General features: G+C 39.4%; 22 protein-coding genes. 9 read left to right on the forward strand and 13 right to left on the reverse strand.

Annotation, left to right across the window (positions count from 1 at the left end):
• Positions 1–70: 70 nt before the first annotated feature.
• The 4 genes from BCU84_RS16445 (at position 71) to BCU84_RS21035 (ending at position 3,933) form a co-directional block, all read left to right on the forward strand.
• A complete protein-coding gene (locus BCU84_RS16445) occupies positions 71–562 on the forward strand; it encodes an OmpA family protein (RefSeq protein ID WP_102529164.1) in 492 nt (163 codons plus the stop codon).
• Positions 563–910: 348 nt separating this feature from the next.
• Positions 911–1,774: a glutathione-dependent disulfide-bond oxidoreductase gene (gene yghU, locus BCU84_RS16450; RefSeq protein WP_102529165.1), complete on the forward strand. Its 864-nt coding sequence runs from the start codon at positions 911–913 to the stop codon at positions 1,772–1,774.
• Positions 1,775–2,100: 326 nt separating this feature from the next.
• Positions 2,101–3,033 (forward strand): LytTR family DNA-binding domain-containing protein, encoded by a 933-nt coding sequence (locus BCU84_RS16455; protein ID WP_102529166.1) that lies wholly within the window; start codon positions 2,101–2,103, stop codon positions 3,031–3,033.
• Between the two features lie 405 nt (positions 3,034–3,438).
• Complete coding sequence (locus BCU84_RS21035; RefSeq protein ID WP_241906465.1) at positions 3,439–3,933, forward strand: CPBP family intramembrane glutamic endopeptidase; 495 nt, start codon at positions 3,439–3,441, stop codon at positions 3,931–3,933.
• Between the two features lie 190 nt (positions 3,934–4,123).
• On the opposite strand, the gene BCU84_RS16465 is transcribed toward BCU84_RS21035, so the two are convergent.
• Positions 4,124–4,795, reverse strand: coding sequence for a PilZ domain-containing protein (locus BCU84_RS16465; RefSeq protein WP_102529168.1), 672 nt, complete (start codon positions 4,793–4,795; stop codon positions 4,124–4,126).
• A gap of 248 nt (positions 4,796–5,043) precedes the next feature.
• Between BCU84_RS16465 and BCU84_RS16470 the strand changes: the two genes are divergently transcribed.
• Positions 5,044–5,604 (forward strand): CBS domain-containing protein, encoded by a 561-nt coding sequence (locus BCU84_RS16470; RefSeq protein WP_102529169.1) that lies wholly within the window; start codon positions 5,044–5,046, stop codon positions 5,602–5,604.
• Between the two features lie 457 nt (positions 5,605–6,061).
• Here the strand turns inward: BCU84_RS16470 and BCU84_RS16475 are convergent, their stop codons facing one another.
• Both BCU84_RS16475 and BCU84_RS16480 read right to left on the reverse strand, forming a co-directional pair.
• Positions 6,062–6,742, reverse strand: coding sequence for a fumarylacetoacetate hydrolase family protein (locus BCU84_RS16475; protein ID WP_102529170.1), 681 nt, complete (start codon positions 6,740–6,742; stop codon positions 6,062–6,064).
• A gap of 75 nt (positions 6,743–6,817) precedes the next feature.
• Positions 6,818–7,504, reverse strand: coding sequence for a sterol desaturase family protein (locus tag BCU84_RS16480; RefSeq protein ID WP_241906466.1), 687 nt, complete (start codon positions 7,502–7,504; stop codon positions 6,818–6,820).
• A 221-nt stretch (positions 7,505–7,725) separates the two neighbouring features.
• On the opposite strand from BCU84_RS16480, the gene BCU84_RS16485 reads away from it, so the two are divergent.
• Positions 7,726–9,600, forward strand: a complete 1,875-nt coding sequence (locus BCU84_RS16485; RefSeq protein ID WP_102529172.1) for a winged helix-turn-helix domain-containing protein — start codon at positions 7,726–7,728, stop codon at positions 9,598–9,600.
• Between the two features lie 103 nt (positions 9,601–9,703).
• Here the strand turns inward: BCU84_RS16485 and BCU84_RS16490 are convergent, their stop codons facing one another.
• The 3 genes from BCU84_RS16490 to BCU84_RS16500 are packed head-to-tail and all read right to left on the reverse strand — an operon-like array spanning position 9,704 to position 12,055.
• A complete protein-coding gene (locus BCU84_RS16490) occupies positions 9,704–10,714 on the reverse strand; it encodes a succinylglutamate desuccinylase/aspartoacylase family protein (RefSeq protein WP_102529173.1) in 1,011 nt (336 codons plus the stop codon).
• Positions 10,714–11,619: a 30S ribosomal protein S6--L-glutamate ligase gene (gene rimK, locus BCU84_RS16495; RefSeq protein WP_102529174.1), complete on the reverse strand. Its 906-nt coding sequence runs from the start codon at positions 11,617–11,619 to the stop codon at positions 10,714–10,716. The genes BCU84_RS16490 and rimK overlap by 1 nt, the downstream gene beginning before the upstream one ends.
• 4 nt (positions 11,620–11,623) lie before the next feature.
• The gene (locus tag BCU84_RS16500) at positions 11,624–12,055 is read right to left on the reverse strand and encodes a RimK/LysX family protein (RefSeq protein ID WP_102529175.1); all 432 of its coding nucleotides are present in this window, start codon (positions 12,053–12,055) and stop codon (positions 11,624–11,626) included.
• Positions 12,056–12,587: 532 nt separating this feature from the next.
• Between BCU84_RS16500 and BCU84_RS16505 the strand changes: the two genes are divergently transcribed.
• The 3 genes from BCU84_RS16505 to BCU84_RS16515 all read left to right on the forward strand — a co-directional run bounded on the left by BCU84_RS16505 (position 12,588) and on the right by BCU84_RS16515 (position 16,713).
• A complete protein-coding gene (locus BCU84_RS16505) occupies positions 12,588–13,259 on the forward strand; it encodes a DUF2461 domain-containing protein (RefSeq protein ID WP_102529192.1) in 672 nt (223 codons plus the stop codon).
• Between the two features lie 414 nt (positions 13,260–13,673).
• The gene (locus BCU84_RS16510) at positions 13,674–15,032 is read left to right on the forward strand and encodes a BamA/TamA family outer membrane protein (protein ID WP_241906467.1); all 1,359 of its coding nucleotides are present in this window, start codon (positions 13,674–13,676) and stop codon (positions 15,030–15,032) included.
• Between the two features lie 277 nt (positions 15,033–15,309).
• A complete protein-coding gene (locus BCU84_RS16515) occupies positions 15,310–16,713 on the forward strand; it encodes an RsmB/NOP family class I SAM-dependent RNA methyltransferase (RefSeq protein ID WP_102529176.1) in 1,404 nt (467 codons plus the stop codon).
• A gap of 276 nt (positions 16,714–16,989) precedes the next feature.
• Here BCU84_RS16515 and rfbD read toward each other — a convergent pair whose 3' ends face one another.
• The 7 genes from rfbD to BCU84_RS16550 form a co-directional block, all read right to left on the reverse strand.
• On the reverse strand, positions 16,990–17,934 hold the full coding sequence (gene rfbD, locus BCU84_RS16520; RefSeq protein WP_102529177.1) for a dTDP-4-dehydrorhamnose reductase: 945 nt from the start codon (positions 17,932–17,934) through the stop codon (positions 16,990–16,992).
• Entirely contained in the window at positions 17,931–18,467 is a 537-nt protein-coding gene (rfbC, locus tag BCU84_RS16525) for a dTDP-4-dehydrorhamnose 3,5-epimerase (RefSeq protein WP_102529178.1), read from the reverse strand. The genes rfbD and rfbC overlap by 4 nt, the downstream gene beginning before the upstream one ends.
• Positions 18,464–19,369 (reverse strand): glucose-1-phosphate thymidylyltransferase RfbA, encoded by a 906-nt coding sequence (gene rfbA, locus BCU84_RS16530; RefSeq protein WP_102529179.1) that lies wholly within the window; start codon positions 19,367–19,369, stop codon positions 18,464–18,466. Before rfbA ends, rfbC begins: the two co-directional genes overlap by 4 nt.
• On the reverse strand, positions 19,350–20,492 hold the full coding sequence (gene rfbB / locus BCU84_RS16535) for a dTDP-glucose 4,6-dehydratase (protein ID WP_198589599.1): 1,143 nt from the start codon (positions 20,490–20,492) through the stop codon (positions 19,350–19,352). Before rfbB ends, rfbA begins: the two co-directional genes overlap by 20 nt.
• Before the next feature lie 167 nt (positions 20,493–20,659).
• Positions 20,660–22,015, reverse strand: coding sequence for a phosphoglucosamine mutase (gene glmM / locus BCU84_RS16540; RefSeq protein WP_102529195.1), 1,356 nt, complete (start codon positions 22,013–22,015; stop codon positions 20,660–20,662).
• A gap of 472 nt (positions 22,016–22,487) precedes the next feature.
• Positions 22,488–23,132, reverse strand: a complete 645-nt coding sequence (gene cysC / locus BCU84_RS16545) for an adenylyl-sulfate kinase (RefSeq protein WP_102529180.1) — start codon at positions 23,130–23,132, stop codon at positions 22,488–22,490.
• Positions 23,133–23,158: 26 nt separating this feature from the next.
• A complete protein-coding gene (locus BCU84_RS16550; RefSeq protein ID WP_102529181.1) occupies positions 23,159–24,886 on the reverse strand; it encodes an SLC13 family permease in 1,728 nt (575 codons plus the stop codon).
• Between the last annotated feature and the right edge of the window lie 147 nt (positions 24,887–25,033).

A 25,033-nucleotide genomic window follows, 5' to 3' on the forward strand; every position in this document is an offset into this window, starting at 1 on the left:
AATTACTATTGACCCGCAATTATAGAATAGGTAATTTTACGACTTCTTTTTTAATGGACTAAATATAGATATGAAACATTTAAAATATTCAGCGATAATATTAGCATTTACTGTCATTTCAGGGTGTAAATCAACACCAGAAAAAGCCCCCGAAACGCCGCAAAAGGTTTCTTTATCTCCAGCTTGCTTAAGTTACGCATTACAAAATGAGCAAGAAACCGAAGTGACAGGCTTTAGACCGGTATTTTTTGAGGTGAACAGTGACAAACCATACAGTCGATTAGACAGTAACATGTCTTGTATCGTGACTTACCTGTCAAACAACCCTAACAAATCGATTGATATTCAAGGTTACACGGATGATAAAGGCACCATTGAATACAATAAAGCGCTTGCTAAACGTCGCGCAGAAGGGTTAGTTGAACATCTTGTCGTACTTGGCGCCTCTCCAAATCAGTTAGCTTCAAGTGCCCATATCATTCAAGATAAAGGTAAAAAGCTTACTAAAGCTGAGCGCTCAAAAATCCGCAGAGTCAATTTTGAAGTGACAACTAAGTTATAAAGCCCTACTTATCCATAGGTATTATATATGGGTATCGAGTATGGATTTTAATTATGGGTGTTAGGTGTGGGTGTTAAGTATTAATATCAAGCAATTGTTACTTTTCACCCTCCAATCATCTCTCATATTATTGACTCGGTTATCCTCCCAGTTCACAGCGTTTCATTATTCTAAATTTCCCTTATTAATAACCAATTCTGCTAATCTATTTTTCGTCCTAGACTTTTTTATTTTAGTTTTGCCCTAATATCTTTTACATAGCACGAGAAATGTATCCCAGTCCGCAGAAGCTAGATAAAAGCATTGATGGTCATCTTTTAGCTAGTGTCAAATTAATGAGGTTTTACAATGACGAACGAATTCACTCCGCCTAAAGTTTGGAAAATGGAAGATGAAAATGGTGGAAAATGGGCAAGTATCAATCGACCTGATTCTGGTGCCCGTTTTGATAAAGTGCTGCCTAAAGGTAAGCATGCTCTGCAGCTTTACTCTTTGGGTACGCCTAACGGACAGAAAGTCACTATCATGCTTGAAGAACTACTGGCAGCAGGAGTAACTGAAGCCGAGTACGATGCTTATATCATTAATATTGGCGAAAGTGATCAATTCTCTTCAGGCTTTGTTGCAGTCAATCCTAACTCTAAAATTCCTGCATTACTCGACAACACCACGGATGAACCTATTAATGTTTTTGAGTCTGGTGCAATTTTAGTTTATCTGGCTGAAAAGTTTGGTCACTTTTTACCTGAAGAACTAGCAAGTCGTACTCAAGTGATGAATTGGCTATTTTGGCTTCAAGGCTCTGCACCTTATCTTGGTGGTGGCTTTGGCCATTTCTATGCCTATGCGCCTGAAAAATTTGAATACCCAATTAATCGCTTTTCAATGGAAGCCAAAAGACAGCTAGATGTATTAGATAAGCAACTGGCAAATAATCAGTATCTTGCAGGCGACGAATACAGTATTGCTGATATTGCAACCTGGCCTTGGTACGGCAATTTAGTCTTAGGTAATCTCTACGATGCCGCTGAATTTTTGGATGTGGAAAGTTATCCTAACTTACTTCGCTGGGCAAAAGAGATAGAGCAGCGCTCTGCTGTAGAGCGCGGAAGAATTGTAAACCGTTCATGGGGAGAAGAATGGGAACAAGTCCCTAACCGCAATAGCGCTGAAGATATTGATAAGGCATTAAACCTAAAACCTAAAGTTTAGATGTTATAAATTAAAACAAGCTTCACCACTTTAACCCTATTAGATAGGTTCACCATTTCAAGGGTTAAATAGTGACAGAGTGCTAAGACGGCAAAGTAATTACTTTGTCGTTTTAAAAGACATAATAAAGCAAGGATGTTCAAGGAAGAACTCAATATTAGTTGGCCATTACACACATTGAATAAGTTCACCTTATATGCGCCTAAACATCACTGACACTCGCTAAGTTTTAACTTAGAAGGGAATTCATTTCAACCGTCTTTGATTTTCTCTTAGAGATAGTTTTATGTTAGTGTTTTGTAAAATTTATCATTAGAATATCTTTCATGTTTTGGTTGAACGACTCGCTAAACTCTCGCATTACTTTACAAAAACGGGCTTTGCTAACTGCCAGTATTACAGTGCTGATCTTATGTGTCTTTCAGCCTTTTGGCACTTATGAGTCAGAGTTATCATTTAAATACCTACGCTTAGCTGGCTATGGCGTTGCCACATTCCTAGCCGTCTTTATTGCAGGGATGATTGAGATAGCCTTATCTCACCATAGAGCCAAAATAAAACCTTATCCTCTATTAATCATTAGCCTATACATCACAATCGCAGCGCTGTTCAATCATAGCTATTTCGTTGTTGCCGTTTATGATAGTTGGCACTGGGAAAACCAGCTGATATTTGTATTTTACGTATCGACTATTGCGATATTTCCAGTTTCGATTATGTATTTTCGTAACCATAATAATGTGATATCAACGAGTAATCCCACTCCATCTGCCCCTTTATCTAATTCTCGCTTAACTGATACTCAATCAACAGATACTCAGTTAACAAATTCTCGGTTAACAAATTCTCGGTTAACAAAAGCTTCGTTAACAGAAGATAAAGCCCAAAAAATAACCGATAGTTCTGTTGTCATTCAAATAACGGGCGAGAACAAGTCAGACTTTTTATCTGTCAGCTTAGCCGATATTATTTTGATCAAATCAGCCGATAACTACTGTGAAATCATTACAATAAAAGACAACCAAGCGACTGTTAACTTACTGCGCATGACACTGGTTAAAGCGCTAGAACAATTACCACACGATAGCGATATTGTTCGATGCCATCGCTCTTACGGGGTAAATTTATCACACGTGAAATCATTCCACGGTAATGCCAATGGTTTAAAACTAACAATGCAGTTTAGTGACATTATCGTTCCTGTGTCTCGATCATATATTGCTGTAATTAAAACCGCTTTGTCACTCGCCCCTAGTTAATGTTATTCGTCCCTATTCGACAGGTTTCACCACTAAAAATTTAAGCTAATCCCAAAAGTATTGTGACTTACTCACTCGTTGTTAACACTGTCATTCGATAAACACTAAATGACGACTGGGTAGAAGATGACAAATAAAATCAGAGCAACACTTTTGTTGGCGGCATTCATTTGTAGCCATTTATTGATAAGAAATTTATGGGGTGAAACATGGACAGAAACACTACTAGCTTTAGATAACCATTCTTATGTTCTGCACTCTCTAACCAGATGGCTTTTTATCTACGGCCCTTTTGTTTTTTTCACTTTGTACATCTTTCGAGATGAGCCTGTTTTAGCCGTGTTAGGGCTCAATTCTGATCGCAAAGACTGCTACTTAACCTCCGCCTTATTATGTTGCGTTCCTATGACGCTCGGTTACGCTTATTTATCGACAGACTTAAACCTATCTATCGCGGCAGTGATAACAGGATCGGTTTACCCTGCATTGTTTGAAGAGATAATTTTTAGAGCCATTTTATTTGGTCTATTATTTCGGGTTTGTAAATGGGGCTTTATTCCTGCAGCAATAACCACTTCACTGATTTTTGGTTTTGGACACCTTTACCAAAGCCATGATGTCATATCTGCATTGATGTTGTTTGCTTTTATGGCTGTCGCTGGTTCTTGGTTTGCTTGGCTCTATTGTGAGTGTGGTTACAGCATTTGGTACCCTATGTGGATGCATCTTTTTATGAACGCCACTTACGGTATTTTTGGTATGTCAGGTGGTGCAATGGGTGAAGCTAGCGCCAACATATTTAAAGGCCTAACCATTGTTTTGAGCCTTGTTTACGTTTATTGGTTAATAAAAAAAGGAAAGCCAAGAGCTGTGACAAAACAGCGCCTCTGGAAAAGCTAATATAGTTAAGTTAATACAGCTAAGTTAACACAGCTTAGTTAATACAGTTAAGCTAATACAGTAAAATCAGCTAATTAAACGATAAAACAATGACTCGTAGCCTAATACTGTTAAACCTAAGCATTAGGCTATTTTTGCAAAATAACTTAGCGTGTAACGCAAGTTAATCAATGATGCCAAATTGAGATAATTATTGTTCTGCCATTAATGCCATATGAACAATTTTCTCTATTTCAGTTTCTTGTTCATTCAAAAACTGGCAACCCAATGCGGTGCCATCATCCGAGGTCTTCACATTGCAAATCCTTGCCTTTACTCTGATGGTCTCTTGCTCGTTTTCAGCGACTTCTATGACGATTTCTTCACCTTCATCTAATCCTTTCTTTTGCTGCTCCAGTTCAAGCTGGCATCCAGCTAAAGAAACATCAGTCAATGTCCCTGATAAATGATCAGGTGTAGTACAAATTTTCATAGGTAAGTCTGTCAACACGCGTTTAGTAGAGCGTAAATTATGAATAACCATACTCTTAGGGAAGTCTAAAACCATAATATTAGAAGGCTGGCTCAAGGTTTGTTTTATACTGGAAATGAAAGCAATGACCGACGCTTCATGACCTTCTACTAAGCCGCGTACTGTAATTTGTAATCCCTGCTTAATATATTGGCTGAAACTGCCCAATTTATGAGATTCAGGAAATTGAATGAGAATATATTCTTCAGGTAAATAGCCAATAAAAATGGTTCTAAAGCGCCCTTTCTGCCCTGCTGGACTGACGATATCAATATTGACTGACGTGCCTGCCAGTAAATACTTAAACTCCTTCGATAATCCATCTTTGCTAGTGATTTGTTTGGTCGGCATTTTGTCGTCCTTGCGTTATTACCCACTAGAATGTTAGCACAAAATTTAACATACACAACAGTAGCTTAACCTAAATTAAATGTTCTTCATGTACTTGCTTCACTTGCATCCACAGGTCTATTGTTATTAACACAAGGTTAAGGTTTTTTGATGTTAAACATATAAAGGACGTTGCACCAATCCTGAATAATAGCGGTCGCTACTTTCAGTAACCTAAGCCGTTTACATAGCGTAACGGAACAAAACACATGAGAAATTTAGAATTATTTAGTACAGCATCTATCGATCACCTTTTATGGTCATCAGAGTCAACAACACCCAATTTAGACTCTTCAGCTTTAGAGATTTTTACTGATTTTGATGTATCTAGACCCATCATTGTTGATGCCTCTACCAGTGCAGTTGGGACTGCTAAAATCATGGAAAAAACTCACGCATATATGCGCTTGGTCGTGGATAAAAATGATAAATTTCTGGGTATCATTACCCAACAAGAACTATCCCATCACAATCTGATGCTCACAGCTAAGCGTCTCTCTTTAACGATTGATGAGTTATTGGTAACTGAAGTTATGGTGCCAAGAGAAGAACTACAAGCTTTTGATTACAATCAAATATCAACAGCAAAAGTGAGTGATATTGTTCGATTACTGCAAGAGAATAACCTTCACCACATGCTGGTAATCGATCAAGAATTGCATCACATCAGAGGATTAATTGCAGCAAGTGATCTGGCAAGAAAGCTCAATCAACCTATAGAAATTCACAAGCGCCCATCGTTTAGCCAGATATTTGCCCAATCGAATTAGACATTAGTTATTAGTTATTAGTTATTAGGCATTACCATAAGATTTATAATTAAACATCGCTAACGGCATAATTGGTGTTCATACATAATTATCAACATCGATTTTTGCCTGTTTTCTTAGGTTAATATCGCTCAGTTTCAGCCTTTTCAATCAGATATCTGCGCAGTGATCTTTTGCAGCGTACATGAAGTAACCCCAAACTTACACTCACCACTTTGCTACACTTTTATGGGCGGCAATAGCTAGGCTTTCAACCTTGCCCTTTATATCTTCAGCTAAAACAACAATATCTGTTATGAGTGTCATAACAGGTGATTGCAAACTTTTAAGCGCTATAATGACAAACAACATCAGTTAGGCGCACGCAAACATTGGCTATAGTGCCAGCTACATTAATCAAATACTGATTGCCTTTGCAAGGCCCTAACTTGTCGTTATAAAGCTAAATTAATTCAAACTATTCTGCGACCCATGACTGACATATCATAGGTTGAGCTTTGTTAACGTCTACTAATAATTGCTCATAAGAATGGTATTCAATACCAGGCCAAAGCTTTACTTCAAAAACTGCACCTTTAGTGACCTCTCCGACTCCTTTTGGCGTACCTGTCATCACAATATCACCATCAACCAATGACATAAACTCGCTAATAGAACGCTGGATCTGATCAACCGAATACATCATCAAATCACTATGGCCTAATTGAATCAGTTCATCATCAATCGTGAGCATAAAGCAAAAACTCGCATTCGCCTTGAGTGATGATGTCGATAAACTGATAAATTGGCTAAATATTGCTGAGCCGTTAAATGCCTTAGCACGCTCCCAGGGTAATTGCTGACTTTTAAGACTTGATTGTAAAGCACGTTTAGTAAGATCCAACCCAAGCCCTACTGCAGCAAACTGACCATTTTCCACTTTAAAGCAAAGCTCTGTTTCATAATGAATCTGCTCTTGTATAAATGACGGCAGATTTTGACCAATGGCTGAATTCGGCTTAACAAATACCACCATATCTGAGGGGATTTCGTTGCCTAACTCTTGGATATGATCGACGTAGTTGCGCCCTACGCATACGATTTTAGACGGGGTAAAAGATGCTTCACCCTCATCTTGTTCAATTACTTGTAATGTCACTTAGCATCCTTATCATTGCATTCAGCTTTATATTATTGAAATATAAACATAAAAACCACCTATAAAAAGTCATCTTTATTTACTTTTCAATGAATTTATATCTTGAAACGTTAACATCTGTGGCAGTTTTCTCGAAGCTCCATCAAAAAAACCAATTTCCTTAGCAAACGTTTTAGGATTATTGAACGTGCCAAAAATAATATCAAAAATGGGTAAATCAGAATAATTGAAAGCATGCACGCCTTTTTCATGGTGCACTGAATGGCTTTCAGGCCTTTGTATGATATACCCGAGCCATTGGGGTGTATTAATATTGAGGTGAGGAAAAATAGCTAACACCATAGTGCTATAAAAAAACCAAGTTGTTGCTTCTGGCGATAACCCAACAAAGATATTCAGAGCTATACTTCCAATCAAAGTAAAGCCAATCATGTCGAAGGGACTAAAGTAAAAAGCGCCAAAACTATCAAGCCGCTCAGCACTATGATGCATCTGGTGAAATATTCGCCACAGGCTTTTATGTTTATGCATTGCCTTATGCCAAATATAAATCAATAGCTCGAAAATTAAGATGGCGAAAATAGTACCAAGAAAAGAGTTCCGGTCATCTAAATTAGCTACCTGAAACGGTTTTAAGTATGGGTCAATCAATAATGGCAGGTAGCTAGATAGCAAAAAATAAAAACTAAATACGGCTAAAGATATCGGGACCCAACCAGTCACCTTCGGCAGTTTTCGTGCAGGGAAGCTAATTTCAATCACAATTAATGTGCCGTATATCGCTAGCAGTGTGAGCGATACGGGATCTAGAATAAGTTCAGTTAATGTCGGCATAGTGTTAGTCCTTTTCACTGGCGAATTGAACTTCTAGTATTAATTAGCGGTGCTAAACAACATGAAGATTGGATAATCTTTAGCTAATTATTTGTTCACATTTCTGTCGACAAACAGATTCAGGAAGTGATTCAGGATGAAAACTCATTGTGATTTATCGATATAACCAAACAGAAATCGATCTCATTCAATTCGAAATCCGTATTGATGGGAACGTTATTGCTGTAGAACCTAAAGTATTCGATTTGATCGTATACTTAATTGAGAATCGCCAAAGGGTTATTTCAAGAGATGAGTTATTTCAAAATATTTGGGCAAATAGAGAAGTTTCAGATACGACCTTAAGTAACCATATTAAAACCGCTCGCAATGTATTAGGTGATGATGGCGAAAGGCAGCAAATTATCAACACAATACGCTCAAGAGGTTATCAGTTTATAGCTCAAATTGAAGAAAACCCAAAGCAAATATCATTTAACGTACAACCTTCTAGTTTAAGCAATAAAGTACCTATACTGGCCACTCTCTACCATCGTAAGTGGGAATGGCTAATGACTTTATTAGTCACAGTCATAACCCTTACTTTCTGGTTTTATTATCAAAAAACTGGCACAAAAAGTCACGAACCAATACTGTTAGTTGTGCCCTTCTCAACAATTACGAACAATGAAAGCTGGGTGCCTTTTACCGAACAAATGACCCGAGAAATCATTCAAGATCTCAGAAAAATTGAGGGTATTACAACTCTCCCACCACCAACTTCCTTCACCTTTAGCAATAATAAAATTCGAAGTCATATTCTAAACAAACTACCTCAAATAGAATATGTATTAGACGGTGCTGTGAGCGAGAGTGTCAATGGTCAAATACGTGTAACTGTTGAACTTGAAAACATTCAAACAAAGGAACTTATCTGGGTAAATGATTTTGACATCAGCTCTGATAGTCTCAATATATTTGCTGTGCAGGCAAAAATAGCAACATTGGTCTCAGACACATTGAAAGTTATGGTACTTTCACAACAAAAAAAGCAACTAGCATCACCGCCAACCAATAATATGCAAGCCTATCAATTTTACATTAAAGGGCAGCATGCTTTGTCAAAAATGACGCTTTCCTCCACAGAGCAAGCGATTACAATGTTTAATCAGGCCATTGAACTAGACGCTAAGTTCGTCCAAGCTTACAAAGCAAAGTCAGATGCTTACAGGCTATTAATGACATTTTTTAAATCCCCAAAAAAAGTCATGCCCGATGTGATCAGTTCATCCTTACAAGTTCTTGCAATTAAACCAGACTCAGCACAAGTGCTTTCATCATTAGGTTTGGCTTACGTACATAACTGGCAATGGCAAGAAGCTTGGAACATGTTAAATAAGGCTAAACAAATTCAACCAGACTTAGCGACGACCGAACTAGGATTTGCATTATATTACGCAGCATTGGGGAATAAAAAAAAGTTGAAGCAAGCATTAGAGTCTGCCAATACCCTTGACCCCCTTAATTTAGAAATTGCAGAATGGGGGATGTGGGCGTTAATGATGGTCAATGATATAGAGGGTGCTATAGCCTGGGGAACAGAAAAGCATCGATTACTTCCTGAACAACCTTATCCTTTATTAAGTTTAGCCGTCGCAAAATATATAAATCAACAGGAACAAGAAAGTATCAAACTTTCTGAACAGGGAGTCTCTTTAAGTCTCAACGACTCATTACCTCTCGTATTATTAGCACAGTCCTATGCTGCATCAAATTTTGGTTCTAAAGCGCTTAATTTAGTCGCGCAAGCTCAATCAATGGACCAATATGTTTGTCCTTATGAAACAGCAGTAGTCTATGCCTTGTTAGACGACAAAGAATCGATGTTTCAGTACCTTGAAGATGCGGTTTACCATCAATCCAATTGTCTTATATTTAGTAGAAATGATCCGAGATTAGTTAAATACCATCAGGAAAAGAGATTTAAAGTTATCCTAAAAAAGGTAGGTTTAGATGATGAATCTATTAAAAAGTATCCTCAATAGCGAGCAAGCAACCAATAACGTTATTTGTACGCATATAGCAATAAGCCACTGAATAGAGATAACTAATCAGTGGCTCATAAAGGATTAATCCTAGGTAATTCTGTTAAGCGTAAGTTGAAATAAACTCGTCTAAGTGCTCGTTAGCTATTTCAATATCATCACCAACAAACTGCGCAATATGAAACAGCGCCTCACCTTCATTGGCAACTGGAATGTTTGTCAGTCCAATAATGATGCCATCAGTTGGCGATCTTAATTCGGTTACTTCGCTGCCGAACGGGTTGACCACATTAGCCAGCAAACAACCTTTGCTTACCCGAGATCCAATTTTACGTTTCACATTCACTAAGCCATCCGCTTCACTTCTTAACCAATAACTTCTACTCGCATTAATCGAAGCGGTGGGTTTAAGCTTACTGCTTAGCATACCTAAATAGCGCATCACGTTAAGCACACCTGTGACACCCGATTTTATCGATAGCTCGCTAAAACGCAGTGCTTCACCAGCTTCATATAAAATACAGGCAATACCTTTGTCATTAGCGTAGCCACGCATTGAGCCTTTTACAGATTTAGAGTCCATGATCACTGGCGCTCCAAACGCCGTCGCCATTGCCATCATTGTTTCATCATCAGTATCACAACGGATCTGCGGGAAATTATCACGATGGATTGCACCAGTGTGTAAGTCAACAATATGAGTGGCTTTTGAAATCAACTCGCTCGAAAACAAATGTGCTAAACGACTCGCAAGCGCCCCTTTCGCACTACCAGGAAAACAGCGATTTAAATCGCGTCTATCTGGCAGATAACGAGACTGATGAATAAAGCCAAACACATTGACGATAGGAACAACCACCAAAGTCCCCGTTAAGGTTCTGATGCTCATCTTATCAATCAACCTGCGGCATATCTCAATGCCATTTAACTCATCACCATGAATGGCGGCGCACACTAACAGCACAGGGCCAGGCTTTTTACTATGAAACACTTCAGCATGCAGCTCTAAAGGCGTGTCGTTATACAATTTTGCTGCGGGCAGTTTGATACTGGCACGTGTGCCAGCATCAATACTAAACTCACCAATGGTAAACGCTTCACGCTTTGGCGCCATTAACCAATACCTTTGGTTTTGGTGCTGCTTGGCTTGGCATTTTTCTCAATAAACTGAATAATTTTTTCAGCCACGTCGATACCCGTTGATTGCTCTATGCCTTCAAGCCCCGGAGATGAATTAACCTCCATCACTAAAGGGCCATGTTTTGAACGTAAAATGTCTACACCAGCCACATTTAACCCCATGGTTTTAGCTGCTCGAATTGCAGTTGAACGTTCTTCAGGTGTTAACTTAACAACTGTAGCGCTGCCGCCTCGATGCAGGTTAGAGCGAAACTCGCCTTCAGCGCCTTGACGTTTCATTGCTGCAATCACTTTATCGCCAATAACGAAACAACGAATATCAGCACCACCAGCCTCTTCAATATATTCTTGCACCATGATATTGGCTTTAAGGCCCATAAAAGCTTCAATCACACTTTCAGCCGCTTTACGGGTTTCAGCTAAAACAACGCCAATACCTTGGGTACCTTCTAGCAGTTTAATCACGCAAGGGGCACCGCCAACCATGTCTAATAAATCAGGTACATCTGCAGGCTTATTAGCAAAACCAGTCACTGGTAAACCGATGTTTTTACGTGACAACAATTGTAATGAACGTAATTTATCCCGCGAGCGAGAAATGGCTACCGATTCATTTAAGGGGTGTACACCCATCATTTCAAACTGACGTAATACTGCTGTACCGTAAAATGTCACTGATGCGCCAATACGCGGAATAACAGCATCAAATGTAGGCAACTCTTCACCACGCATATGAATGCTTGGCGCCATCATATTAATGTTCATATAACATGCTAACGGATCGATGATTTGAACATCATGACCGCGAGCAACCGCAGCTTCTCGAAGGCGACGAGTTGAATATAAATTCCCGTTTCGAGACATAATGGCAATGCGCATGGGCTTAGGCTCCTGTTAAGTATGATGCTGATGAGTCAACTAAGTAGCGTCCAGCTAGTGCTCTGCGACCTAATAGCATTCTAAATTGCATGTTGTCACGCTGTGTAAGCGTGAGTTCAATATCAAATTGTTGTTCGCCAATAATGATTGGCGTTTTAATGACATAGCGATGAGTAATATGACCACCTGAATCTTTTACATGGCGACGGTCAAACACTGCAAACTCACAAATCAATTCTCTATCTGACTCTTGCTCTGGGTGAAACCAGACTTTAATCCAGTCTTCACCTGCTTTTGTAAACGGTTTAATCCTGAAAGCGTGTAAACATGACGTCTTAGCACCGGAATCAACTTTCATATTGATCCGTTCATTGCCAAGTTCAGGAAACGTCGCCCATTCACACCAGCCAAGAATTTGTAATGCATTTTTTGTCATGTTCAAGCCTTTTTACAGAACCTTGTTTAATAGCGTTAAATTAGAAAAGCTAGAGTAGAATAAATGAGTTTGTTAGGTAATATCACCGTTAAAGCATCATCAACTTAAGCCAAAACAACAATTTAACAGAGTTAATATCGAGTTAAAAAATCACTCTCAATCAGTTTGGAAGCGCATAATACTCCTAAAGATTAAAAATACTACTAAAAAAATACAAATGATATAAAAAAACTATCACCAACAGTCGCTAACCTTATTAACTCTATATTCTCAAAGCGCCAAAAGTAGCAGCTAACTTTATATATTTCCTAAAAAAGTACACCTATAACTTAAATTTGATGTTTTAACACTCAACATAAATCATCTCATTCGAGTATGAGTTTAGGCATAGGTCAGCCTTTATTATTGCTACTCGTATACATCAACTGAATATAGCAAGTTAAGGTCATATATTGTCGAGGTAAAGCTAATCATAGATTGAAATTCAATGCCTTTATGGCACACTTTACCTTCATCATTTTTAGGACTTGTTATGTATACTCAGCAAAGTTTCGATTTTCTCACCTTACTTGCCAATAACAATGATCGTGAATGGTTTAAAGCCAACCAACAAGATTATGAAGACAAAGTCAGAACCCCTACACTTAAATTTATCGAAGCAATGCAGGGTCCGATTTTAAATTTGTCCCCTCGCCTAACCGCAGTCCCTAAAAAAGTGGGCGGCAGCATGATGCGCCCCCAACGAGACAGCCGTTTTAGTAAAGACAAAAGCCCTTATAAGTTGAATGTTGGCATTCAGTTTAGACACTTTCAGGGTAAAGATGTTCATGCTCCAGGCTTATATTTACACTTAGCTAATGATGGCTGTTTTCTTGCTGCTGGCATTTGGCATCCTGAATCAAAGCCATTAAATGCAATTAGACATTGTATTGATGAAAACCCTAACGGCTATCAAAAAGCCTTACTAGCGTTAGAAAAAGCTGGGTTTGAATTATCTGGTGATAGCTTAGTAAGGCCACCACGAGGTTTTGATAAAGCGCACCCTCTTATTGAGGAACTAAAGCGTAAGGATTTTATTGCTATAAAGCCCATTACAATTGAACAAGTTTGCGCTAATGATTTTGTCGATTATTGCGCCCAAGAATTTAACAAGACCATCAACTTGATGAGCTACCTTTGCTTTGCACTCGATTTAGATTTTTAAATTAACGATTCGGTTCGGTGAAATCCAATATGGAGCACCGAGCCATTCAGTTTTTAATATGCTCCAGCTTTAATGTACTTATTCTTTAATATTCTGTTTCTTTAATATACTTTTTCCTTTATATACAAGGCGATAAAAGCTTATTAAAAGAGAGAATAAGCAATCTCGACTTTACTTTAATGTGTCTACGGTCATACATACTGCTAACTAAACTTCGTAAATCTCGCCGACAGTTCATACATTGTCACACTGTGTTGCTACGTGGCGATAATTGATTTCTAAGCTGTATCTTTCCGATATAACAATCTATATTATTCAATGTAATAGAAACAAATAATCAACAAAACACTTCCTTAGAACTCTCCCCTTTGAACTTGATAGTTTGTATGTTCGAAGAAACGACAGGGCTAGTAGATGATGAAACAATACCTCAGTACCGCCAAAGCGATAGCGATTCAGCAGCACATTTTTTTCATCAGCCTAATAGCCTTTACCGTGCTATTGACCCTACCTTCTGCCATAGCAGCACCTGCAAACGTCAAATCAGCAGTTAATCGCGTCGAAACCAAAGATACTGGGGTTGAGAAACTGATCCTCCCTTACGTGTTTAGCACTGACTCTATGGGATTAAATTTGGGCGTGGGCGCCATGGTAAGTGGTTACCATCAAGAACAAATGACCATTGGTGGTACCGTCTATGGCGGCGATGTCAGTTATGGTGCGGGCGCTGGCGTTTGGAATTACCGTTTACCTAAAACAGACCGATTTTTTATGAGCCTGGTCGGCTTTATGGGCTATTACCCGCAACAAAAAGCCTATGCTGGCGGAGCCGGTGAATACATTCCAGTTGGAACACCATTGCCAGGCAGCAATGACTCATCCAATGAGCAATTTCTGCAAGCGGATGGCGCCTCAAATTGGTGGGATATAAAAATTGAATACACGCTTCCTATTGGCGCAACCCGTGATAAAAGCACTGTGTCCTATGACTTAACTAGAGGCTTACTCACCTCTGAGCCCACTGGAGGCAGAGTGTGGAATCCGATGGAATCAGGCGCTACTGTTGCCGTGCTAAGGCAATTTAACCGCTACGAAAGTTTTGAGCTTGATGATGGTGAGCTTGATGGCGCAATTCACGCTATTGAGTTAGGGCTTTTATACGACAACACTGATTTTTCAATCAACCCCAGTTACGGTAGTAAACAGTATGTCGCTATCTCTCATGATGCAGGTTGGTTCGAATCAGAAAAGCAATGGACCTTTATTGAGTTTGAAGCCAGTAAATACTTTTCATTTGGTGAATCGGATTACGCATCCCAGCGTATTCTTGCATTAAATTTTTGGACAGGTTATTCGCCCACCTGGGAGCTTGAATACGACGATGAAGGCGGAAGAATTGTTACCAATAATGCACCTTACAGCGAAGGAGCAACCTTAGGTGGTTTTTATCGCATGCGCGGATTTGATAATAAACGTTTCCATGATAAAGCAGTGATTTATGGCAGTGCTGAGTACCGTTACACCCTGAAATACAACCCGATTGAAGACGTTAACTGGCTCAAGTTTCTTCGTTTAGACTGGTTCCAATTGGTTGGTTTTGTTGAAGCTGGTCGTGTCGGAGAGTCTTACACTAGCGATGAGCTACTGACTGACATGAAATACGATTATGGCGTATCACTAAGAGCATTAACCGCAGGGATTGTTGTAAGACTTGATGTTGCCCAATCAGATGAAAGCACTAATGCGTGGGTCATGGTCGATCATCCTTTTTAATTTTATTGGCATATATTTCTATGATTAAGGTATGTCATTAAGGTCTTAAATGAGTTCTGTCATGTTCCCTAGCTTGAACGCAAGCTAAAACGCTCCTTTTACATAACCGAAGGCACAGCCATCTAACAATAAAGGTGGCTTGTTTTTCCACCAAATTTATTAAGCTCGACATAATCTCAGCGATAACTTTAATCCACTCTATTAGCCATGTTAAACTCACCTATTATTTTATTGATATGCGGCCGAGTAAACGCCTCATTCCTTTCTTGAGTGAACCATGAACCAAGCAGATATCCAAGCCAATACACCCGCTGAAAAAAGAGCCCTAAGTTATTCAGCGACCATCAAAAAACTGTTTGATGAAGTATTAGACACTAAAATGCCTGCGGATAGGATTGTGGCCAATTATTTCCGTGAGCATAAAAAGCATGGTTCAAAAGATCGCAGGGTGATACGTGAAACCTTATTCGGGTTATTTCGTTGGTGGGGTTGGCTTAAGCAGTTAGGCTCGCAACATGATGAGCAAACATGGTTCAAAATGCTCAGTAGTTGTGCCATTCTAGAATTACATACTTGGCGAAGCTTTGCTGAGGCATGGCAGCAGTTTGGCCAATTATCCCCTTCTCAGTTAGACATTATTAATAATGTGCTGAACGAACAGTTAAACAGTGCTGCTGAACCTATAACTGAAGTAAACACTTACACAGTCGTTGAAAAAACACAGTTAATGGCCAGCATTTATAACCCTGTTGCTTTCAGTGAATCACAACTATTACCTGATTGGTTTTGGGATGTGTGCCCGATAAGTGATGAGTCACAGAAAATACAGCTCATCGAGGCAATGAGCTCACGCCCACCGATATGGGCAAGAGCACAAAATATTGATACCCAAGTAGCAGTAAAGCAGTTACAACAAGCAGGGATAGATGCCAGTGCTAGTGAATACTTTGCTGATGCATTAAGTCTTGGCAATAAAAGTATTAATCTCAATGATGTCGCATTATACAAACAAGGCCAAGTTGAAATACAAGATTTAGCTTCGCAAGTGATTGGCAATACTTGTCAACCAAAGGCTGATGAGAAATGGTGGGATACTTGCAGTGGCGCAGGTGGAAAAACCTTACAGCTTCATTCACTTATGCTACAAAATGCGAGCTCAAATTTAAGTTCAAGTTCAAAAACCAAACTAACCGGCTCTATTGTGTCTTCGGATATTCGCTCAAAAGCGTTAGAAGAGCTTAAAAAGCGCGCCAAAAGAGCAAACTTCAAAGGCATTACTGTTGCACGCTGGAAAAGCGACGACTTGCCAGTCGATGCTAACAGTTTTGATGGTGTTTTAGTGGATGCTCCATGCAGCTGCACAGGCACTTGGCGTAGAAACCCAGACATGCGCTGGATTGATGATAGAAGCTGCGTAGATAATAAATCAGCACTGCAATTAGATATATTGTCTCGTAGTTCAAAAGCCGTTAAAACAGGCGCGCACCTCGTGTATGCCACTTGCTCATTATCACCGATAGAAAACGAACAAGTAGTAGAGCAATTTTTACAACACAACCCAAACTTTGATCTCGTGTTGAGTACACACCCATTCACCCAAACTCAACAAAAACACGTTACAGTGTGGCCAAATGAAGCGAATTCAGACGGCATGTATGTGGCGAGAATGGTAAAGCGATAAATGTTAGTTGGTATGTGTTAAGTGCTAGTGCGAAGTACTTAGTGATGAGTGCTTAGTGATAAGTGCTTAGTGATAAGTTGTTTTACGAGTATAAGTGTTTAAAGATTATTTGGGCTAATACGCTTGTGTGATAGGAATAGCATACTATTGCTATCACATCTTTTGGTTCAAAGGCCTTGTCTCAAAGTCCTTAGCACAAAGTCCTTGTCTCAAAGGGCTTAGCACAAAGGGCTCATCACAAACAGTTTCTTTCAAGCTTATCTCCCAGAGCAATCTTTATAACTGGCTTACAATGCGCTTTAAAGCATGCTGCCAATCACAAATTTTCACCCCCCAGGTCTTAGCTATTTTACTGCAATCTAGAGCGGAATATTGAGGACGTTTAGCTGGAAGTGGAAAATCTTCAGTATTTATAGCAACGAGCTTAGGTGATGCTGTTAACTTACCCTGACTCATCGCTTCAGCGACAATCGCACTTGATAACCTAAACCAAGTCGTCGGCGAAGAGCCACAATAATGAAAAGTTCCCCAGTGATATTTACCCTCTGCAATTTTCATCGAAATGGTAAGGATAGCGTCAGCCAAATCATGTGCTGATGTCGGGCAACCCATTTGATCATCAATCATAGTCAGCTGGCTATTTGTAGACGCTAACCTTAATACCGTTTTAGCAAAATTATTACCATATTCGCTAATTAACCAAGATGTTCGAATTATGACATGTTGAGAACACGCTTGTTGAATAGCTAACTCACCTTGACGTTTTGACGCGCCATACACATTTATAGGACGCGAAGAGTGAGTTTCTAGATAGGGAATTGTCGCTTGTCCATCAAATACAAAATCAGTCGAAATATGAATAATAGGGATATTGGATTGATTAGCTACTAAGGCTAAATTTCTAGCACCTTTATGATTAACATTGTAAGCCTTATCAATATTCGACTCCGCATTATCAACCTCAGTATAAGCTGCAGTATTGATAATGAGTTGAGGCTTATGAGTAAGAACAAAGAGCATTACCGCATCAAAATCGGTGATATCAAGCTTGCACGGTTTCGTTCTCGAGGCTTTCAAGTAAAAAGGTTCCGAGCTAGGATAGTCAGGGTTAGTGTGGACTGATTTAACCAGATCAATAGATGAAAAAACCTGATTGTCTATCAACGCTTGTTGTAAACATTGCCCCAACTGACCACTCGCACCAACTAACCAACATTTCACTTTAGCAGGTCCTTAAATCGCAAACCTTTCTCGTCTTTGTCAGACAATATGACACTCTTAATGGGCCAAGTAATGCCTAAATCAGGATCATTCCACTTAATACAAGCTTCATTACTGGGGTCATAATAATCTGTGCATTTATATTCAACATCAGCTATTTCAGTGAGCGCGACAAATCCATGAGCAAAACCTTCAGGAATATAAAGCTGGCGCATATTAGTCTCTGTTAACTCTACGCCGACCCATTGGCCAAAGGTAACTGAGCCTTTGCGAATATCAACGGCCACATCAAAAATGGCACCTCTCACAACACGAACCAATTTAGCTTGAGGATTTACTTTTTGAAAGTGCAAGCCACGCAAAACACCTTTTCTAGAGCGAGAGTAGTTATCCTGAACAAACGCTTTATCGATACCTAACAAACGCTGATATCTATCGGCTTGGAAAGTCTCGACAAAATAACCACGATCATCATTAAACACTGAAGGTTCAATCATTTTAACGTCAGCAATCTTAGTATCAATAACCTTCAAAATTGGTGTTCCTTACATAATGACATTAAGTAATCACCATAAGCGGTTTTGCAATGAAACTTGGCCTGGATAATTAATTCATCTCGAGTGAGCCAACCATTGGCGTAGGCAATTTCTTCTAAACAAGCGACCTTTAAGCCTTGTCTTTTCTCAACTGTTTGCACAAAGTGACTCGCTTCAAGTAACGAATCATGCGTACCGGTATCTAACCAGGCAAAACCACGACCTAAGGTTTCAACACTTAAATCACCACGCTGTAAATAAGCCATGTTCACATCGGTAATTTCAAGCTCCCCTCGGGCTGAAGGAGTAATAGATTTAGCTATGTTAATCGCATCATTATCGAAAAAGTATAAGCCTGTTACGGCATATTGAGATTTAGGCAATACTGGTTTTTCATCAATGCTGAGCGCTTTTCCGTCAGCGTCAAACTCTATTACACCGAAACGTTCTGGATCGCAAACATGATAACCAAAAATCGTCGCACCTTTAGTTTTGGAGGAAGCATTTAGTAGCTTATCTCTAAAATGATGGCCATAAAAAATGTTATCGCCCAACACTAAAGCCACATTATCTTCAGCAATAAAGTCTTCTGCGATAATCAGTGATTGCGCAATACCTTCAGGTGCTGCTTGTACCTCATAACTAAGGTTAATACCGAACCTTTCACCTGTACCAAGTAGTCTTTTAAAGCTTGATAAATCTTCTTCGGTACTGATGATTAACACATCTTTTATACCTGCCAGCATTAACACAGAAATGGGGTAATAAATCATGGGCTTGTCATAGACAGGCAATAGTTGTTTAGACGTACCTAAAGTAAGCGGGAATAAACGGCTACCAGTACCTCCCGCCAATACGACTCCTTTATAGGCTTGCTGACTAATTTTGTGCATCAGCATTGCCCTTTTCACCATCATTAATACTTTTAATGCTTTCTTCTTCACACACACTATCAATATCAATATCAATATCAATATCAATATGATTTTTAGACAGAGTATTTTGAGGTAATGTTAACCATATTCCAGCATTCGCAATATACCATTTAACCGTTTTTCTAAGGCCTGTTATAAAGGTTTCTTTCGCTGACCAAGCTAAATCATTTTTGATTTTAGAAGCATCAATAGCATAACGTTTATCATGACCTGGTCGATCGTTGACGTATGTGATCAAATCCCTAAATTGATCGCCTGTTTTGTATTCTGGTGCTAACTCCTCCAGCAAATCACAGATCAGATTAATCACATCAATATTAGTGTATTCGTTATTTCCACCGATATTATAGGTTTGCCCGACTTTCCCTTTTTTGATGACGTTATATAAAGCATCGACATGATCATCAACAAACAGCCAATCTCTGACTTGTAAGCCATCACCATAAACCGGTAAAGACTTGCCAGCTAAGGCACTTAAAATCATGTGCGGAATTAATTTTTCAGGAAATTGATAAGCGCCGTAATTATTAGAGCAATTACTGATGATAATAGGGAGACCATAAGTTCGATGCCAAGCACTGACTAAATGATCTGCAGAAGCTTTTGATGCCGAATAAGGTGAACTTGGCGCATATGAGGATGATTCAGAGAAAGGTTCATCTGTTGGCGATAAATCACCATAAACCTCATCAGTAGAAATATGAAGGAAACGAAATTGAGATTTTTTGTCTCCACTCATCTTATGCCAGTATGTTCTAGATGCTTCAAGCAACTGAAAAGTACCTACAATATTAGTTTGTATAAACTCCGAAGGTCCTGAAATAGAACGATCCACATGACTCTCTGCCGCTAAGTGCATCACAACTGAAGGTTGATAATGTTCGAAAACTCTCTGCAGCGCCTCAGCATCACAAATATTAGCTTGAACAAAGTGGTAACGAGGTGAGTCAGAAACCTCTTTTAAAGCATCTAAATTACTTGCGTAAGTTAACACGTCAAGATTTAACACTTGCTCTTGAGTGTGATTTATAAGGTAGCGTATTAGTGCGCTGCCAATAAACCCCGCCCCACCGGTTATCAAAATCATTCTTATATCTGGCCTAGTTCTACTATCGCAAACACTGAAGGAATGCGCTTTATTACCTATATAGTAACAAATAAAACAAAAATGCCAGAGCATCGCTCTGGCATTTTTAATTTGTATTTCGTTAAGTCAGTTAACCCCGACTAAACAATGATGTTCAAGCTAATAAATCAATTAGCTGCAGATACTGCATCGGCAATACTTTGAGCTTGAGTCTGCGTCATATCTTCACAAGTTGATTCAACCATAACGCGAATTAACGGCTCTGTGCCTGATTTTCGTAACAAGACGCGGCCATTATCACCCATTACAACCTCAGCAGCTTTAACAGCTGCTTGAACCTGCTCAGATGCAATAATTTCATCAGCGTTATCTGCTTTAAGACGCACGTTAATCAAGATTTGCGGCAGTTTAGTCATCCCAGATTTGACTTCAGATAAGTTTTTACCTGAATCAATCAAAGCATTTAACACTTGAAGCGAAGCAACAATACCATCACCTGTGGTGGTGTGTTTAAGGCTTAATATATGGCCTGAACCTTCACCACCTAAAAGCCAACCGGTATTTTTAAGTTGCTCAACAACATAACGATCGCCAACTTTTGCACGAACAAAAGGAATATCCATTTCTTTAAGTGCTAACTCTAGCCCTAAGTTCGACATTAATGTACCAACGACACCGCCACTTAGTTCACCAGAAGTTTTAGCCGCTTGTGCCAAGATAAATAATATCTCATCACCGTCTACAGCGTGACCATTGTGATCAACAAACAACACCCTGTCGGCATCACCATCAAGAGCAATGCCCAAATCAGCTTCATGAACCATGACAGCAGTTTGAAGACTATCTAAATGGGTTGCACCACAACGTTCATTAATATTTAAACCATCAGGCTTATCATTGATACTAATCACTTCAGCGCCAAGTTCAGCATACACTTCTTTAGCAATGTGGTATGCCGCGCCATTAGCTGAATCCACCACTATCTTGAGGCCCATTAATGACTTGTTTTTATCAAACGTGCCTTTACAGAATTCAATATAACGCCCAGCAGCATCGCTGATCCTACGTACTTTACCTAGCTTTGCAGAATCTACACACGTCATGGCGCCGTGATTAATCGCTTGATCAAGTAAATGCTCAATTTCTAACTCTTGCGCATCATTAAGCTTAGTGCCTGAATTTGAGAACAGCTTAATGCCATTGTCATAATAAGGGTTGTGCGATGCACTAATCACTACTCCTGCGTCAGCACGGAACGTTGAAGTTAAATATGCAATCGCAGGTGTCGGCATAGGCCCAACTAACGCACAATTAATACCAGCTGCCGAAAAGCCAGCTTGCATTGCCGTTTCAAGCATATAACCACTGATACGGGTATCTTTACCAATAATCACTTCTTTGGTACCAGCAGAGGCTAAAACCGTACCTGCCGCCCAACCTAATTTCATCGCAAACGATGGGTTAATCGGAAACTCACCCACTTTGCCACGCACCCCATCGGTGCCAAAATACTTACGAGACATTATCACTCCATTAAAAACTACAAGCTCATGGCCAACTGCTGATAGCATTTATCACATAGCTAACAGCTAACAGCTCTTTTAAAAAATCGAATGCTTTGATTCACTGTGGCTAAGTTTACCTAATTTTTAGCCAAGGTTAACCATATTTATTGGCAGGACATCATTGAGTTCGAGTTATGTCGCACTAAATTTAATTTCAGTGACCGACGTAGCATTAGCTAAACAACTTATCTGTTGCTAACTTTAGAGTAACCTGAGCATGGCTAAACACTATTATACAGGTCTTGCTAATGCCAGCGGCTTTATAGGCGAAGTTACAAAAGGCGCTGACATTAAGACTTAAGATGAGATTTTTTTGAGGTGATGTGCTGTTAGCTGTTAGCTGTTAGTTGCTGGTAATAAAATAACTTACTTCCCATACTGCAGATTCATTATGGGATTAGAATTAAACACATCAAAATCCATCGACATATCACTTCACAGTGATGTAGTGATTAGCAATTAAATAGTTAATCACTTGCTTGGCGCAGGCTTCAATGTCTTTTTCGGCCGTTTTAACGTGGACTTCAGGCGTTAAAGGGATGTCATAATCCGAGTCGATACCTGTGAAGTGTTTAATCTCACCCGCTCGTGCTTTTTTATAAAGCCCTTTAGGGTCTCGCTGCTCGCAAATTGTAATAGGCGTATCAATAAACACTTCAATAAATTGTCCTTGATTAAGCTGCGCTCGCACCATTTCTCTGTCTTGTAAAAATGGCGAGATAAATGCTGTAGAAACAATCAACCCAGCATCCACAAATAGCTTTGACACTTCACCAATACGACGAATATTTTCAACTCGGTCAGTATCACTAAAACCTAAATCGCCATTTAAGCCATGACGAACGTTATCACCATCTAACACGTAGGTTTTACAGCCCAAATCATAGAGCATTTTATCTACAGCATTGGCGACGGTAGATTTACCTGAGCCACTTAACCCTGTAAACCACAACACCGCAGCGCTATGTCCATTGAGCTTGGCGCGTTCATCATGGTTAACACTAGTAAGGTGCCAGACAACATCGGTTGATTTTTCAGCGCTAACGTCAATAGACTGATAAGGCGTTTGTGACATGGTAAATCCTTGTAATACTTAAGTCGTCAAAAAGGAAAGAAATAAGGCACTGCCAGAATAACAATCGCACCATAAACTATACTGACGGGCAAACCGACTTTAATAAAGTCGTTAAACTTATACTGACCGGCGTTAAACACCATCAAATTGGTTTGATAGCCATAGGGGCTAATAAAACTGCCACTGGCAGCAAATGCAACCGTCATCACAAACGGCAATACATCGACTCCAAACCCTAACGCCACACTGTAGGCAATTGGAAACATCAGTGCGGCTGCAGCATTGTTGGTTACAAGCTCTGTCATAAACCAAGTTAAAAAATATATAATAATCAATGCTAAGTAAACATGATTACTGTCAAATCCATCACTTATCCAATCACCCAACAAGCTCACAACACCGGCATTGGCTAATGCATGAGATAACAAAATAGCCGCTGAAACAATTAACCAAATATCAATGGGCAGCCTACGCATAATTTCATTAACGCTAATCGACTGAGATAAAATAAGACAGCCAAGTAAAATCACTAACCCTTGAAATAATTCAACCCATCCCAAAGCCGCTAACGCAACAGTAGAAACAAAACCTCCCACTGCTAACCACGCCCGCCAGCCATTTAATCTAACTTCAGTTTCAACACCACTCAAAAAGATAAAGTTTTTACTGATATTACGGCGAGATTTAAAATCTTCACCGACAGCAAGTACTAAAAAATCACCCGCTTTAATGCACACTTCACCTAATTTACCCGACACTTGCTCACCATCACGTCTAATCGCAACAACAGCAGCATCGAACAAGGCTCTGAAGCCAACATGTTTAAGTGTTTTTCTAATTAAAATGCTTTCAGGTCGAACAACGACTTCAGTCAAATTGGCCGTTGTCAGTTCATTTTGATGGGCAAAAGTTTTAAGGCCCGAAAATTGAGCTAGTTGTTCAACTTTAGTTATGTCACCTGAAAAAATTAATCTGTCATCTTGCCTGAGTATTTCACTAGGAGAAACAGGGCTGATTAAACATCCATCACGCACCACTTCCACCAAAAATAATGACTCTAAATTGCGCAAACCATTGTTTTCGACAGTTCTTCCTATCAGCTCAGAATGCTCGGTTATTTTGGCATCAATAAAATAGCCCTTACTACAATCCGACACGGGCGCATTTTCGGGTAAAAATCGAACAGAAAAGGCCAATACCCCACCACAACCAACAACCAATAAACAACCAATGGCTGTAAATGAGAAAAAAGATAACGATTGCCCTGCAGTATCCAAATAGAGACTGTTGATAATTAAATTAGTAGATGTACCAATCAGGGTTAATGTTCCCCCTAAAATGGCTGCATAGGACAAGGGCAGTAATAAGCGACTAGCAAAATGGTGTGGGTTATTTCGAATCGGCGAAAGTAGTGTCGCCACGACCGCGGTATTATTTAACAAAGCAGAACTGATTGTTGTTAACGAAAACAGCCGAATAAAAGTAGCCTTGTAGCTTTTTAAAATCACTTTAGAGGCTATAAGGCGTAAGAGACGGGTTTTTTCTAATGCGAAAGAGCAAATGATCAATAACACTAAAGTGATCAACCCAGGATTAGCAATACTAGATAACAGCTGTTGCTGGGTTACTAAGCCTGAAGCCACTAGTAGTAATAAGGTTACGCCAAAAACGGCGCCAGGCCGATTCTGAAAGCGCAATAATGCCACGATAGTGGCAACAAAAATAAATACTGTAACGTAGGCTTCAAATGACATATAACAATGGTTCACGCTAAGTAAGTAAAAAAGAAATAGGACTAAAAAGCACCACATCTTAGTAAAGTATTTAGATACTATCTAGATGTGGTGGCCTCAGAGACAAGAACGCTGTATTGGTACTCTAAAAGAATACGGTAGTTCAAA

Source organism: Shewanella sp. 10N.286.51.B7 (assembly GCF_002873615.1).
GTDB classification, from domain to species: Bacteria; Pseudomonadota; Gammaproteobacteria; order Enterobacterales; family Shewanellaceae; genus Shewanella; species Shewanella electrodiphila.